Genomic DNA, 13,392 nt, shown 5'->3' with positions numbered 1-13,392 from the left:
GCGTATCCATTGCCTGCAGCGCCTCTATTAGCCGATGCCGGCCCGGACGTCGTCCGGAGCCGGCACTCTGCTATGGTGGATGTCACTGACCCAGATTGGCGGGAATTGCGAAAGCCGCGAATTGGGTGAACTGTTTGCCCGCATTGAAATTGTCGTCCGAGGCGATGACGAATATCTGCTTGCCATCCACGACCGGCCCGAAGGCGAAGCTTTCGATATTGTCGATATCGAGGCCGAAATCGCCTTCGTTGATTTCGAACCACGGCGTTTTCGATAGGGGGCGCAGATTTGCCACGTCGATCCTGTCTTTGCCGAGGATATTCTCCGCTTTGGAAAGGTCCACGATGAAAAAGCGGATGTGGTTGCCGACGCCGGACGCGAAATTGCGTTCCACGGCGACGAAACGGCCGTCCGGCATGGCCGCCAGCGCTGAGAGACCGTTATCGTTATATTTCGGTTCGGCGGAAGTCGGGGTCTTGGAGATCGCTTCCGTGACGTAGACATGTTCCGCGACAGGTTTCAGCGTTGCAGTATCGATCACGAGGAAACGCGCGGGGCTGCCGGCCTGCGGCGTGGCCTTCTGACCGTCCTGTGTCAGCGCATTTTCCGTGGCGGCGATGAGCTTTCCGGATGCCAGTGTCAGTCCCTCGAAGCCGAGATTGTTCTGCACGCCCCTGGTCTTTGCGTCATCGACGAGATAGGCATCAGGCAATTCCAGCCGCTTCACATTGCTGCCATCGAGGTCCGAGACATAAAGCGCCGGCTGGTTCTTCAGGTCGCGTTCCGAGGACCAGTAGAGCTTGCCGCCCTTGCGGTCGAGCGCGATGCCTTCAGCATCGATGCCCTTCGGGGCGAAAGCGGCGCCGGTCTCGTCCTTCAATTCCCGCATGGCGGCAATGTTCAGCGTGACGACGCCTTCCGTGACTGCCAGTTCCAGTTCGTAATACCGGGCCGGGCCTTTTTCGACACGGTCATCGGAGATGGCGAGATAACGTCCGGTTTGGCTGTCGAAGCTCAGATCGGAAATGCCGCCGAAGGTGACGCCATTGATGGAGAGGCCCGAAGGCACGACGATCTGGCCAAGAAAGGCCGGTGCTGGCGGGGTTTGCGCTGCGGCTGGAAGGGCAGCGAAACAGAAAGCGGCGATGGTGACGATGCGAAGCATGGAGACGACCCCTGTTGTGGCGAATGCCCTGTAATGACGACTGCCGAGAGGATTAGCGCCCTGCCGCTAAACTTTGATGACGTTTTCCATACCGCCGTACCTGAAGTCCGGTGCTTCATCTTGCCAAGCCGCTTCTTTTTTGATTCTGAATAGATCAGTGCTTCATCCAAAGCGTGTCGCCATCTCCGGATGCACGCAAGCATGCTTCAAGTTTTGTTTTCCGCCTGTCGCCAGTGCAGCCGCTGTGCGTCTTCCGCGACGGGCAGCAGGCCGCAGAGTGCTTTTATGCTGAGAGATTTTTCCGTCCAGAGCCTGTTCATGGGGTGCCTGACCGCCTTTGTCGGCTTCGCCAGTTCCTTTGCCGTCGTGTTGCAGGGCCTGAAGGCTGTCGGCGCGACGGATTTCGAGGCGGCATCCGGGCTGATGGCCCTTTCGGTGGCGATGGGGGTTTGCGCCATCGCTCTTTCCGTCGCCACCCGGCTCCCCATCAGCATCGCATGGTCGACGCCAGGCGCCGCGCTGCTTGCGACCACCGGCGTCATTGAGGGCGGCTTTCCGGCGGCCGTCGGCGGGTTCATCATCTGCGCCATTTTGATCATCATCGCCGGCCTGTTCAGGCCGCTTGGAAAGGCGGTCGCCTCCATTCCAGCGCCGCTTGCCAATGCCATGCTCTCCGGCGTCATCATCGGCCTGTGTTTTGCACCGATCAAGGCGATCGGCTTCAACCCGGCACTTGGCCTGCCGATCATCCTCGCCTGGATCGTGGTGGGAGCCTTCAAACGACTGTTCGCCGTGCCGGCGGCCCTTGCCGCCTTCGTACTGGTGATGATTTTCGGCGTTGAAATTCCGGCGGGTGCGCTTGATAGCGTGGCGCAATCGCTGACACCGCCGATGGAATGGGTAACGCCCGTCTTCAGTCTCCGCGCGGTTGTCTCCATCGCGCTGCCGCTCTTCATCGTCACCATGGCCTCGCAGAATATTCCCGGTATCGCGGTGCTGAAGGTCAATCATTACGACCCGCAGCCCGGCCCGCTTTTCGCCTCGACCGGCTTCTTCTCGCTGCTTTCCGCACCGTTTGGCGGCCATGCGGTCAATCTTGCGGCGATTACGGCGGCTATGTGCGCTGGCGAGGACGCCCATCCTGATCCAAAGCGACGTTACTGGGCGGCGATCATCGGCGGTGTCGGCTATATTATTTTCGGTCTTTTGGCGGGCGTGGTCACGGCCTTCGTGGCGCTGGCGCCGCCTATTCTCATTCAGGCGGTGGCAGGGTTGGCACTGGTTGGGGCCTTTTCCGGCTCCGCTGTCGCAGCCTTCAGGGAGCCGGAAACCCGCGAGGCGGCGGCCATCACCTTTCTCATCACCGCATCCGGCCTTTCCTTCGGCGGCATTTCCGGGGCCTTCTGGGGTTTGATCGGTGGGGGGCTGATGATGGCGTTGCAGCGGGTGGTGAAGCGTGGTTAGATAGGGAGCTTATTGTTTTAAAGAAAAATTATTTATGGATTTCGAATTCGATCCTGCCAAAAGTGAAAGTAACAAAGACAAACACGGAATAGATTTCGTCGAGGCAAGAGCGCTTTGGCTGGACGAGAAAAGACTCGTCGTTCCTCTCGAAACCACCTCCGAAGAGCGGTATATTATGATCGCTCAGTTGCGCGGAAAGTGCTGGAGCGCCGTCTATACCTATAGAAATGACCGGTTGCGGATCATTTCCGTCAGGCGTTCCAGAGACAAGGAGAAGCAGCGTTATGAAGACGATAAGCGCTGAAGATTTCGACAAAAAATTCGATGATGGCGAAGATCTGGATGACTATGTCGACTGGTCCAAGGCAACTCGTCCCGGGCTGGAGTTGGTGCATGTCGATGTTGATCTTCCTGAAGAAGTTTTGCGGAGAGTGGATGCGGAAGCGGCGCGCCTTGGCAGGACACGTCAATCCCTGATGGCTGAATGGATCGCCGAAAGGCTGGAGAGCGGCAGGCCGGGAAAATAACCGGCGCACGGCACAAGATCACTTGTCAGACCGCCAGCCGCTGTTTATACACATCGCCATGAGCAACAGCATCGCAACCATTTCCGGCATGAGCGCGCAGATTTCTGCGATGGCCTCGCTGTGCGGTGCACTCTCGCTTCTTAGCCTCGACCTTACACGCGGTTGCCGGGTCCAGTGAGGAGCGCCCGGCGGCCGAAAGCCCGCTGGCGCTAACGCTCCTCATCTCGAAATCTCATTTTATACTGGATTTAGGCTCTCAAGGGCCGCGCATCCGCCGATGGCTTGAAGAAGCCCGCGGACTGCGCAAGGAGGAAGCGAAATGGACGGCAAGATCACCAATATTTCCAAGGGCATGGCTGACGCGAGCGTGAAGTATCGCCCTTATCCGACCATCAATATCCCCGACCGCACTTGGCCGGGCAAGACCATCGACAAGGCGCCGATCTGGTGTTCGGTGGACCTGCGCGACGGCAACCAGTCGCTGGTCAACCCAATGGGCCACGACCGCAAGGCCCGGATGTTCAAGCTGCTGCTCGAAATGGGTTTCAAGGAAATCGAGATCGGGTTCCCTTCCGCCTCGCAGACGGATTTCGATTTCGCCCGCTGGTGCGTGGAAGAAGGCAATGTGCCTGATGATGTTTCCCTGCAGGTGCTGGTGCAATGCCGCCCGGAGCTGATCACCCGCACGTTTGAAGCGCTGGAAGGCGCCAACAAGCCGATCATCCACTTCTACAATTCCACTTCCGAATTGCAGCGCCGCGTGGTGTTCGGCAAGGATGTGCACGGCATCAAGCAGATCGCCGTCGATGCCGCCAAGATGATCACCGATATGGCGGCGAAGGCCGGCGGCGGTTACCGCTTCGAATATTCGCCTGAGAGCTTTACCGGCACCGAGCTGGAAGTGGCGCTGGAAATCTGCAACGCCGTGGTCGAGGTTGTGAAACCGACGGCCGACAACAAGCTGATCCTGAACCTGCCTTCGACGGTGGAAATGGCGACGCCGAACATCTATGCCGACCAGATCGAATGGATGTGCCGCAATATCGACAATCGCGAAAACGTCATCATCTCGCTGCATCCGCATAATGACCGCGGCACGGGCATCGCCGCGACCGAGCTGGGCCTGATGGCGGGTGCTGACCGCGTGGAAGGCACGCTGTTCGGCAATGGCGAACGCACCGGTAATGTCGATGTCGTGACGCTGGCGCTGAACATGTATACGCAGGGCGTGGACCCTGAGCTGGATTGCCGCGATATCGAGCGCATCAAGGACGTCTACGAATATTCCAACGAGATGACGATCCCCGAGCGTCACCCTTATGTCGGCGAACTGGTCTACACCGCCTTTTCCGGCTCGCATCAGGATGCGATCAACAAGGGCATGAAGGCGATCAAGGTCGCCAACCATCCCGTCTGGGAAGTGCCCTATCTGCCGATCGATCCGAAGGATGTCGGCCGCTCCTATGAGGCGATCATCCGCATCAACTCGCAATCCGGTAAAGGCGGCATCGCCTATATTTTGCAGCAGGATTATGGCATCAACCTGCCGCGCAACCTGCAGGTGGAATTCCGCGAGGACATTCAGCGCATCACCGATGAAGAGGGCGTGGAGCTGCCGGCCAAGCGCATCTACGAGCGCTTTATCGAGCGTTACGTGACGCAGCCGAATGCGCGCATCAAGTTCGTGGATCACCACACCTATCCGGCCGGTGATTTCAAGGGCGTGCGCATCGTCGCTGCCGAAATTACCGATAATGGCGAGGTGAAGCGCATCGAGGGCAAGGGCACCGGCCCGATCGACGGGTTCATCAATGCGCTGTCGGTCTATCTCGGCATCGACCTGTCGGTGAATGATTATTCGGAGCATTCGCTGCAGCATGGCTCGAACGCTTCGGCCATCGCTTATGTCGAGATGGAGCATCCGGGCGGCAAGCTGTTCGGGGCAGGCGTCAATACGAATATCGTGGCGGCTTCGCTGGAGGCGATCGTTTCGGCGGCCAATCGGGTGCTGGAAGAGCGGGCTAAGTGAGCTTGCTTTGAGGGTGGGGCAGGGCACCCCCCTCTGTCCTGCCGGACATCTCCCCCTCAAGGGGGGAGATCAGCAAGAAGCGCTACCGGCACTTCATTCGCAAATGTTGAGATAGGCGAGACCCAACCACGAGTCGATCTCCCCCCTTGAGGGGGAGATGCCCGGCAGGGCAGAGGGGGGTAAGCCCCACCCACTGACACAACCGCTCCGGACTCTATTCCTTCGGCAGCGAGAACCCCAGCGGCCGGCCGTTTTCATAAAACACCCGCACATCCTCCAGCGCCACACCCGTCCCCGTCTCATTGAGGCTGTGGCGCTCACAGGCGACATTCCAGGTGCCGGGGCCACCGGAAATATGGAAGAGATTATAGGCCGCACGCGGTTTTTCACCGCCCGGTCCCTGGCTGGCGGAAGAAATGCCGACGACCGGAATGTGGTCTTCCCCATGGTGGGTGTTCAGCCAATAGACCGTATTCAAATGGGTATGACCATGCAGCACGAGTTCCGCGCCGCCGACGCCGAGAGCGGCGGCAAAGCGACGAACGCCGAACATGCGTTTATGGGCGGCAGTGGCGCCCCGGATCGGCGGATGGTGGATCATCACCACGCGGAATAGCCCCTGTTCTCCGGCTTTTTTCAAAAGCTCCGCCGTGGCGCGGGCCTGCCGGTTGCCGAAATAACCGGTTGCCGAAAAGGGCGGCGTCGCAATCGAGGTGGAGCAGCCGATCAGTGCGACGGGACCGCGCACGCGCATATAGGGAAAAATCTTGCGGTCGTCGTCCCATTCCAGCGGGTCGCCATCGCCGCGTACATAAGGGTACCAGGCCTGCATGGCCTTGTCGTGCGCGCCGGAAACATAGGCGTCGTGATTGCCGGGAACGACGGAGGTTCTTTCGGGATCGCCCACTTCCTCCAGCCAGTCGGCGGCGGCGCGGATTTCAATGCCGGTCGCAAGATTGACGAGATCGCCGGTAATAGCCAGATGATCCGGTGACTTTGTCTCCAGATCATCGAGCAGTTTTTCCAGCGTATCGGTGAAGAGATGCTTGCGGCGGTTGCGGTGCCAGTTAACAAAACCGGTGATACGCTTGGATGCAAGTTCCCGGAAAGTGAGTTTTGGCAGTGGCCCCAAATGGACGTCTGAAATATGCGCAAGTTTGAACATGGCGGCAGAGATAACCTATGATATGCCGCGCGTCCAATAAAAGCCGGCAGGCGGGGAGAAACCAGGGTGAATGACGAAACAACCGGGCGGCAGGCCCGTCCGTTCCATATGAGCGTCCTCATTCGCCTGCTGCATTTCGTTTTTCTGTTCACGCGCGGCGCAACTCTTGGTGTGCGTGCGGCCTGTTTCGATGAAAAAGGCAGGATTTTTCTGGTGCGGCACACCTATCTGCCGGGCTGGTATCTGCCGGGCGGCGGTGTGGAGCGTGGCGAGACATTGCTGATGGCGCTGCACAAGGAAATCCGCGAGGAGGGCAATCTCGAAGCTGCCTCCAAACCGGAGCTTTTCCATGTCTATCTCAATATGGAAGGCAGCAATCGCGACCACGTGGCGCTCTACCGGCTTGACGTCTCCCAGACCAAACCGAAAAAGCCCGATCATGAAATTGCCGAAAGCGGCTTTTTCGACCTGTCGGAGCTGCCGGAAGGGGTGACGGCCGCAACCCGCCGCCGCCTTGCCGAGCTTGCCGGCGAAGCGGCGATCGCCGACCACTGGTAGTAACGGCTCTCCGTCAGGAGAGCGCCTCGCGGCCATGGGCCATGGTCAGGTCCAGTTCCGGGCCGACGGGCACGATGCCGGTCGGGTTGATGGTGCGGTGGCTGCGGTAATAGTGTTCCTTGATGTGGCGCATATCCACCGTGTCAGGCACGCCCGGCGTCTGGTAAAGATCGCGCAGGTAACCCGTCAGGTGCGGATAGTCGTGGATGCGGCGGATGTTGCACTTGAAATGGCCGACATAAACCGGGTCGAACCGCACCAGCGTGGTGAACAGGCGCCAGTCCGCTTCCGTCTGTTCTGAACCGAACAGGAAACGCCGGTCCTTCAGGCGATCCTCCAGCATATCCAGCGTTTCGAACACCTTCACGGCATTCTGCTGATAAGCATCTTGCGTGGTGGCGAAGCCGGCCTTGTAGACGCCGTTATTGACAGTGTCGTAGATGACGTCGTTCAGCGCATCGATCTCGGCGCGTAGCGCTTCGGGATAATAATCGGCCTGCGAGCCGGTGAGATCGTTGAAGGCGGAATTGAACATGCGGATGATTTCCGCTGATTCATTGGAGACGATGGTGCCGCGCTTTTTATCCCAGAGCACCGGCACGGTGACACGCCCCGAATATTTGGGGTCCGCCTTTGTATAGACCTGCCAGAGCGTCGAGGAGCCGAAGAGGTGATCCTCGGTCGCGCCCGGCGTGCGCTCGCCCTCAGGCTTAAATTCCCAGCCGTTTTCCAGCATCAGCGGGTCGACGACGGAAACGGAGATCAGGTCCTCCAGCTTTTTCAGCTTGCGGAAAATCAGGGTGCGGTGTGCCCAGGGGCAGGCGAAGGAGACATAGAGGTGGTAACGGTCCTTCTCGGCCTCGAACCCGCCTTCTCCGGAAGGGCCGGCTGCGCCATCCGCTGTGATCCAGTTGCGGAATTGCGAGGCGCTGCGCTTGAAGTGCCCCTTGGTTTCCTTGGTGTCATACCAGACGTCTTTCCATACGCCTTCCACCAGCATGCCCATGACGATCTCCTTGATTGTTTCCTTTTGAGCGATCCTAACCGTTCTGCACTCTCCCGCGAACCCGTAAGGCGTTGAACAATGCGTTTCCGGTCCTGTGGAAACTGAATGGGATAGAGCAGAGATTTGTTCTGGACGGGTGGGAATTTTCCTGATAACTGCAATTTTCACAATTCTGAGGAAATTGCTGACTATGATCGAACCACGGATGCTCCGACGACGCTGACGCTCCTGAACGCCCTTACCGGCGCAGCCGTCATCTATTGTCGCATCCGCATCCTGGAAGTTTCGGTCTCTTCATGTCCAAGCACGATCTTGTCTACCTCACCGAGGACGCGTCGCACGACGCCATCATCGACGTCATCAACGAAGAAGCATTCGGTCCCGGCCGGCATACCCGTGCCGCAGCGCGCATCCGCGAGCAGGGGCCGCATGACCGGTCGCTGTCCTTTGTCTGCGCCGACGATGGCGAAACCATTGCTTCGGTGCGCATGACGCCGGTTCTGGCGGGCGGGGTGAAGGGCCATATGCTCGGGCCCCTTGCGGTGCGGCCCTCGCACAAGAACAAGGGCATCGGCCGGGAGCTCGTCCGGATCGCCATTGCCGCCGCCCGGCGGAAGGGTTCCGAAGCCGTGATCCTGATCGGCGATCCGCCCTATTACATGCCGCTCGGTTTCGCGAAGGTCGCTTATGCGGCGCTCGATTTTCCCGGCCCGGTCGACCCGAACCGGGTGCTCGTCGTGCCGATTGGCGATGACGTGCACCAGCGGCTGAAGGGCAAGATCGGCTGGCGCAAATGCGAGGCCGTGATGCCGGCCGCCACGGCGGAAGATGAGGGTTTTGAGGAGCCGCTCAGGGTTTACGGCTGAGGGGGTATCCGAAGGGGCTTTGCGCTTTTTAGCGCAACATAAAACCCCCCGTCATTCCGGCCTTAAGCCTGAATCCAGCCAGCCCAAGTCTTTGGGCTGAAAGGACTCTTCCCACGGCGCAGACGCGCCGTGACTGGATGCCGGATCAAGTCCGGCATGACGGAAGGGGCGTTGCGCGCTGTGGCAAACATCAAGACTGCCGTGCCACATCTCCTTGTGTGGTAAAATCTTCTTCCGGTAGCCTGTTTCGAAACAACGCGTCTCCCTCCACAGAATTCAATTCCGTTTCCTCCCCCTATACGATAGCAAGTCAAAGTCGATTTCTGCAAAGGGGCGGGGCATGACGGCTATCACCATGAATGATGCGCTGGAGCGCGCTGGCGCTGGCGCCTATCAGCGGCGGCTGATGGGCATATTCGGCCTCGTCTGGGCCGCTGATGCCATGCAGGTTCTGGCCGTTGGCTTCACCGCCGCCTCGATTGCCGCAACCTTCGGGCTGACGGTGCCGCAGGCGTTGCAGACCGGCACGGCGTTCTTTTTCGGCATGCTGCTGGGTGCTGCCGGTTTCGGGCGGCTGGCGGATCGTTACGGGCGTCGCCGTGTGCTGATCGTCACCGTGGCCTGCGATGCGCTGTTCGGCGTGCTTTCGGTGTTCGCGCCCGATTTCACCATCCTGCTTGTTCTGCGCTTTCTCACCGGTGCTGCCGTGGGCGGCACGCTGCCGGTGGATTATGCGATGATGGCCGAGTTCCTGCCCGCCAAAAATCGCGGCCGCTGGCTGGTTTTTCTCGAGGGTTTCTGGGCTGTCGGAACGCTGATCGTGGCGCTGGCGGCCTGGGGCGCCAGCCTTGCCGGTGTCGCCGATGCCTGGCGTTATATTTTCGCCGTGACGGCTTTTCCGGCGGTTCTCGGCCTTGGCCTACGCTTTCTGGTGCCGGAATCGCCGCTTTACCTGCTGCGCAGCGGGCGGTTGGAGGAAGCCAAGGCCGTCGTCAACCGCATGCTGGTGACGAATGGGCGTGCGCCGCTCGATGCCGGGACCGGGCTTTTCCAGCCTGACGTGGGCAAGGGGCAGGGGATATTTTCACCGGCGCTCCGGCAGCGCAGCATCATGATCCTCGCCATCTGGTTCCTTGTTTCCGTTTCCTATTACGGCGTGTTTACGTGGATGCCGGCGAAACTGGCCGGAGACGGGTTCGGTTTCGTGCGCGGTTATGGTTTTCTGGTGCTGGTGGCGCTGGCGCAGATCCCCGGCTATGCACTTGCCGCCTATGGCGTCGAAAAATGGGGCCGCAAGCCGACGCTGATCGGTTTCTGCCTGCTCTCGGCGCTCGGATGCCTGCTCTTCACGCTGGCTTCAGCCGGCGCGATGATCGCCGCTTCGCTTCTCATCATGAGCTTTGCACTGCTCGGTACCTGGGGTGCGCTTTATGCCTATACGCCGGAGCTTTACCCGACGGAATCGCGGGCGACCGGCATGGGGGCTGCGGGCGCCATGGCACGGCTCGGCGGCCTGCTGGCGCCGTCTCTGCTCGGTTATGCCATAGCGCAGGGTTTTGGCGTCGCAATCGGCATTTTCGCCGGTCTGCTGGTGCTTGCCGCCATTGCCGCGACGATGATCAATGCGGAAACGCGGCAGGTGGCGCTGACTTGACGCGCCCTTCCCGCGCAATGGCCTGACCCGTTGAGGATCAGGCCAGGCTGTTTCGCACCTTACAGCGCCGTGTAGTTGACCGGCAGCCAATCGTAATTGGTGCTGTCGGTGCGCACATGGCCGATGCCGGGGAAAGCGATGTGAGCGCCGGCAACCAGATATTTGCCCTCTACCGCCTGTTTAAACGCTAGATCACGCGCGACGACGGCGGCCTTCTGGTCGACGTCGAATTCGATGGCCACGTCAGGCTCATCGAACTGGAGGATATCGCCATGGGTGATATCGCCCCAGAAGACGATTTTCTGGCCGTCGCTTTCGAGAACGACAGCGCTGTGGCCGGGCGTGTGGCCGGCGTAAAGGATAGAGCCGAGGCCGGGAACCGGTGCGGCATTGTCGCCGAATGTCTCGAACTTGCCGGCATCGATATAGGGCTGGATGCTTTCCTTCGCTTCGGCATAACCCTTCTTCAGCGCTTCAGGGGCCGCCTTGGCCTTTGCCGCATCGAGCCAGAAAGCGGCTTCACGCTCGTTAGCGTGCAGGGTCGCATTGGCAAAGACGCGTTTGCCATCAGCCGATAGGCCGCCGGAGTGGTCGGTATGGATATGGGTGAGGACAACGTCATCTATATCCGCGGTTTTATAACCGGAGGCCTCGATATTGGCGACGAGCCTGCCGAGGGACGGGCCGAGATAGGCGCCGGTGCCGGCGTCGATCAGCACCAGCCTGTCGCCGGTGTTGACGAGAAATGCGTTGACCGAGGTGGGCGTCTCTTCCGGCAGGAAGGCATCCTGCAAGACCTTCGAGGCGTGTTCCGGCGTGGTGTTGGTGTAAATCTTGGCGAGCGGCAGCGCGATGACGCCGTCCGAAAGGGCGGTGACTTCCACCTTGCCGACCATCAGCCGATAAAAGCCGGGTGCCTGCGTGGCGGCAAGCGGCGCCTTGGCGAATGCGACGGCGGGTGCAACGAAAGGGGCGGCGAAGATGGCGCTGGCGGCGCCTTTGAGAAGTGAGCGACGGGACGGCATTGGGAGCTCCTGGTTTGAGGGAATGTCTTGAAACTTTCCGCACTCCAGCTAAGTGTAGGCAGGCCAGCAATCAAATCGATGTGACTTATGCAAACTATCGATCATTTCAATCTCCGTTCCTTCGATCTCAATCTTCTCATCGCTTTCGATGCGATGATGGAGGAGATGAACGTTACGCGCGCCGCGCGGCGGCTGAAAATCCAGCAGCCGGCCATGAGCCATAATCTCTCCACCCTGCGCACCCTGTTTCAGGATGAGCTTTTCATCCGCGTGGGACAGGAGATGAAGCCGACGGCGCGGGCGCTTAATCTGGCCGGCCCTGTGCGGCAGGCGCTGAGGCAGGCGCAGGCGGCGGTGCTGACAGCGGATGTGTTCGATCCGGCCACCGAGCGCCGCACATTCCGGCTGGGCATGTCAAGCGAGGTGGAGCTGTTGCTTTTGCCGGATCTGACGGCGCGGCTGCGGGAGATTGCGCCCGGTATTCGCATTCTGGCCCGCAGCGGGCAGGAGCAGGAAATTACCGCGATGCTGGATACGGGTGTGATCGACATGGCGGTCGGATGCGCCTATTCGAAGGAGCAACGCCACCATTGCGAGCCGCTTTATTCCTCCAGCGTGCTCTGCTGTTTCAATCCGGCCTTGCTCGATCTGCCCAATCCCGTAGGGCTGGACGCCTATATGGAGGCTAAACATGCGGTCATATCGCAGACGGACAGCCTGCATGGCTGCATCAAGGATGCGCTGGAACTGAGCGGCTTGGAAATCGACGTCGTTGCGGCCGCGCCGGATTTCCTCTCGGTGCTGGCGACGGCGCGATCCTCGGCGGTGCTGGCGACCGTGTCCTCACGTATCGCGCTGCGTTATGCGCCAATGCTGGGGCTGGAAATAAGCCCGGTACCGGTGACGCTGAGTTTCCCGCCGGTCGCCATGGTCTGGACATTGCAGACGGACGCGGATGCCGGAGCCGTGTGGCTTCGCCAGCAAATCCGCGAGGCTATGGGCCGGACCGTTGATTGCGGGATATCGGGTATCGCGGCCTAGATGGGAATTCCAAGGTTGCGAACCCATAATGCGGGATTGCCGCGTTGGGTCAAAAGCTGCCTCAGATGAGCGGTCTGGCAACAATGTGCGTGTCTTGAACGGCATCATATTGTATCGTTCCCGCAGCCTTTAACGCCTTTCCTGGGAGGGAAACATGCCTGACAAGCCAAGCATCGTACTGGTACATGGTTTTTGGGGCGGCGCAGCCCATTGGGCCAAGGTCATCAATGAGTTAAGCAAGAATGGCTATGGGGCCAAGAATATCCACGCGGTCGAGAACCCCCTCACGTCTCTCGCGGACGATGTGGCGCGCACCAGCAAGATGGTTGCTCAGATTGAAGGTCCCGTCGTTCTGGTCGGGCATTCATATGGCGGCAAGGTGATTACGCAAGCGGGCGACATGCCCAATGTGAAGGCGCTCGTTTACATCGCCGCCTTCGCACCGGACGCCGGTGAGAGCGCGGGCGGAATTTCGCAGGCCAAGCCGCCGGCGGCTTTTGCGAATATCGCGCCGGACAGCGACGGCTTCTTGTGGATCAAGCCCGAGAAGTTTCGGGAGAGCTTCTGTCAGGATTTGTCGGAAGAGGAAGCGCTCGTCATGGCCGTGACCCAAAAGGCTCCGGTCGGGAGCACTTTTGGCGACAATGTTACGGCGCCCGCCTGGCGGAAGAAGCCGAGCTATTATCAGGTCTCGACCAACGACCGGATGATTAACCCGGAAAACGAACAGATGATGGCCGATCGAATGAAGCCGATTAAGAAGATCGAACTTGAAGCCAGTCACGCATCGTTGGCTTCGCACCCGGTTGAAGTCACTGCGCTCATCCTCGAGGCGGCGCAAGGGTAACCAGCTGCCCGAATTTGCGCGTTTACCGTATGGAGGCCATGGTCC

The 13,392-nt window shown here is 59.9% G+C and carries 13 protein-coding genes; 9 read left to right on the top strand and 4 right to left on the bottom strand.

What is annotated here, in order from left to right; all coding sequences use genetic code 11:
* Positions 1 to 82: 82 nt before the first annotated feature.
* Complete coding sequence (locus FY152_09555) at positions 83 to 1,165, bottom strand: esterase-like activity of phytase family protein (protein UXS32321.1); 1,083 nt, start codon at positions 1,163 to 1,165, stop codon at positions 83 to 85.
* 285 nt (positions 1,166 to 1,450) lie between these two features.
* Here FY152_09555 and benE point away from each other — a divergent pair, with 285 nt between their 5' ends.
* The 4 genes from benE (at position 1,451) to leuA (ending at position 5,185) form a co-directional block, all read left to right on the top strand.
* On the top strand, positions 1,451 to 2,629 hold the full coding sequence (gene benE, locus FY152_09550) for a benzoate/H(+) symporter BenE family transporter (GenBank protein ID UXS32320.1): 1,179 nt from the start codon (positions 1,451 to 1,453) through the stop codon (positions 2,627 to 2,629).
* A gap of 34 nt (positions 2,630 to 2,663) precedes the next feature.
* On the top strand, positions 2,664 to 2,933 hold the full coding sequence (locus FY152_09545) for a BrnT family toxin (protein UXS32319.1): 270 nt from the start codon (positions 2,664 to 2,666) through the stop codon (positions 2,931 to 2,933).
* Positions 2,914 to 3,156, top strand: coding sequence for a CopG family transcriptional regulator (locus FY152_09540; GenBank protein UXS32318.1), 243 nt, complete (start codon positions 2,914 to 2,916; stop codon positions 3,154 to 3,156). Before FY152_09545 ends, FY152_09540 begins: the two co-directional genes overlap by 20 nt.
* Positions 3,157 to 3,475: 319 nt before the next feature.
* Entirely contained in the window at positions 3,476 to 5,185 is a 1,710-nt protein-coding gene (leuA, locus tag FY152_09535) for a 2-isopropylmalate synthase (GenBank protein UXS32317.1), read from the top strand.
* Positions 5,186 to 5,399: 214 nt separating this feature from the next.
* Here leuA and FY152_09530 read toward each other — a convergent pair whose 3' ends face one another.
* Complete coding sequence (locus tag FY152_09530) at positions 5,400 to 6,350, bottom strand: metallophosphoesterase (GenBank protein ID UXS32316.1); 951 nt, start codon at positions 6,348 to 6,350, stop codon at positions 5,400 to 5,402.
* 66 nt (positions 6,351 to 6,416) lie between these two features.
* On the opposite strand from FY152_09530, the gene FY152_09525 reads away from it, so the two are divergent.
* Positions 6,417 to 6,908 (top strand): NUDIX domain-containing protein, encoded by a 492-nt coding sequence (locus FY152_09525; GenBank protein UXS32315.1) that lies wholly within the window; start codon positions 6,417 to 6,419, stop codon positions 6,906 to 6,908.
* Positions 6,909 to 6,921: 13 nt separating this feature from the next.
* On the opposite strand, the gene FY152_09520 is transcribed toward FY152_09525, so the two are convergent.
* Complete coding sequence (locus FY152_09520) at positions 6,922 to 7,914, bottom strand: glutathione S-transferase family protein (GenBank protein UXS32314.1); 993 nt, start codon at positions 7,912 to 7,914, stop codon at positions 6,922 to 6,924.
* A gap of 296 nt (positions 7,915 to 8,210) precedes the next feature.
* On the opposite strand from FY152_09520, the gene FY152_09515 reads away from it, so the two are divergent.
* Together FY152_09515 and FY152_09510 are read left to right on the top strand one after the other, a co-directional pair.
* Positions 8,211 to 8,780 (top strand): N-acetyltransferase, encoded by a 570-nt coding sequence (locus tag FY152_09515; GenBank protein ID UXS32313.1) that lies wholly within the window; start codon positions 8,211 to 8,213, stop codon positions 8,778 to 8,780.
* Positions 8,781 to 9,120: 340 nt separating this feature from the next.
* On the top strand, positions 9,121 to 10,434 hold the full coding sequence (locus FY152_09510; protein UXS32312.1) for an MFS transporter: 1,314 nt from the start codon (positions 9,121 to 9,123) through the stop codon (positions 10,432 to 10,434).
* Between the two features lie 59 nt (positions 10,435 to 10,493).
* On the opposite strand, the gene FY152_09505 is transcribed toward FY152_09510, so the two are convergent.
* Positions 10,494 to 11,459: an MBL fold metallo-hydrolase gene (locus FY152_09505; protein UXS32311.1), complete on the bottom strand. Its 966-nt coding sequence runs from the start codon at positions 11,457 to 11,459 to the stop codon at positions 10,494 to 10,496.
* 87 nt (positions 11,460 to 11,546) lie between these two features.
* Here FY152_09505 and FY152_09500 point away from each other — a divergent pair, with 87 nt between their 5' ends.
* The gene (locus FY152_09500; protein UXS32310.1) at positions 11,547 to 12,500 is read left to right on the top strand and encodes a LysR family transcriptional regulator; all 954 of its coding nucleotides are present in this window, start codon (positions 11,547 to 11,549) and stop codon (positions 12,498 to 12,500) included.
* A gap of 154 nt (positions 12,501 to 12,654) precedes the next feature.
* The gene (locus FY152_09495) at positions 12,655 to 13,347 is read left to right on the top strand and encodes an alpha/beta hydrolase (protein ID UXS32309.1); all 693 of its coding nucleotides are present in this window, start codon (positions 12,655 to 12,657) and stop codon (positions 13,345 to 13,347) included.
* Positions 13,348 to 13,392: the final 45 nt, after the last annotated feature.

Origin of the sequence: Agrobacterium tumefaciens, assembly GCA_025560025.1 — a bacterium.
Lineage (GTDB): Bacteria > Pseudomonadota > Alphaproteobacteria > Rhizobiales > Rhizobiaceae > Agrobacterium.
This window is presented reverse-complemented; position numbering and strand designations above follow the sequence as displayed.

Bases quoted from the DNA above. Each gene is read 5' to 3' on its own strand.
- FY152_09530 (UXS32316.1), bottom strand. From the start codon at position 6,350: ATGTTCAAACTTGCGCATATTTCAGACGTCCATTTGGGGCCACTGCCA.
- leuA (UXS32317.1), top strand. From the start codon at position 3,476: ATGGACGGCAAGATCACCAATATTTCCAAGGGCATGGCTGACGCGAGC.
- FY152_09495 (UXS32309.1), top strand. From the start codon at position 12,655: ATGCCTGACAAGCCAAGCATCGTACTGGTACATGGTTTTTGGGGCGGC.
- FY152_09545 (UXS32319.1), top strand. From the start codon at position 2,664: ATGGATTTCGAATTCGATCCTGCCAAAAGTGAAAGTAACAAAGACAAA.
- FY152_09520 (UXS32314.1), bottom strand. From the start codon at position 7,914: ATGGGCATGCTGGTGGAAGGCGTATGGAAAGACGTCTGGTATGACACC.
- FY152_09500 (UXS32310.1), top strand. From the start codon at position 11,547: ATGCAAACTATCGATCATTTCAATCTCCGTTCCTTCGATCTCAATCTT.
- FY152_09515 (UXS32313.1), top strand. From the start codon at position 8,211: ATGTCCAAGCACGATCTTGTCTACCTCACCGAGGACGCGTCGCACGAC.
- FY152_09555 (UXS32321.1), bottom strand. From the start codon at position 1,165: ATGCTTCGCATCGTCACCATCGCCGCTTTCTGTTTCGCTGCCCTTCCA.
- FY152_09540 (UXS32318.1), top strand. From the start codon at position 2,914: ATGAAGACGATAAGCGCTGAAGATTTCGACAAAAAATTCGATGATGGC.
- benE (UXS32320.1), top strand. From the start codon at position 1,451: ATGCTGAGAGATTTTTCCGTCCAGAGCCTGTTCATGGGGTGCCTGACC.
- FY152_09510 (UXS32312.1), top strand. From the start codon at position 9,121: ATGACGGCTATCACCATGAATGATGCGCTGGAGCGCGCTGGCGCTGGC.
- FY152_09505 (UXS32311.1), bottom strand. From the start codon at position 11,459: ATGCCGTCCCGTCGCTCACTTCTCAAAGGCGCCGCCAGCGCCATCTTC.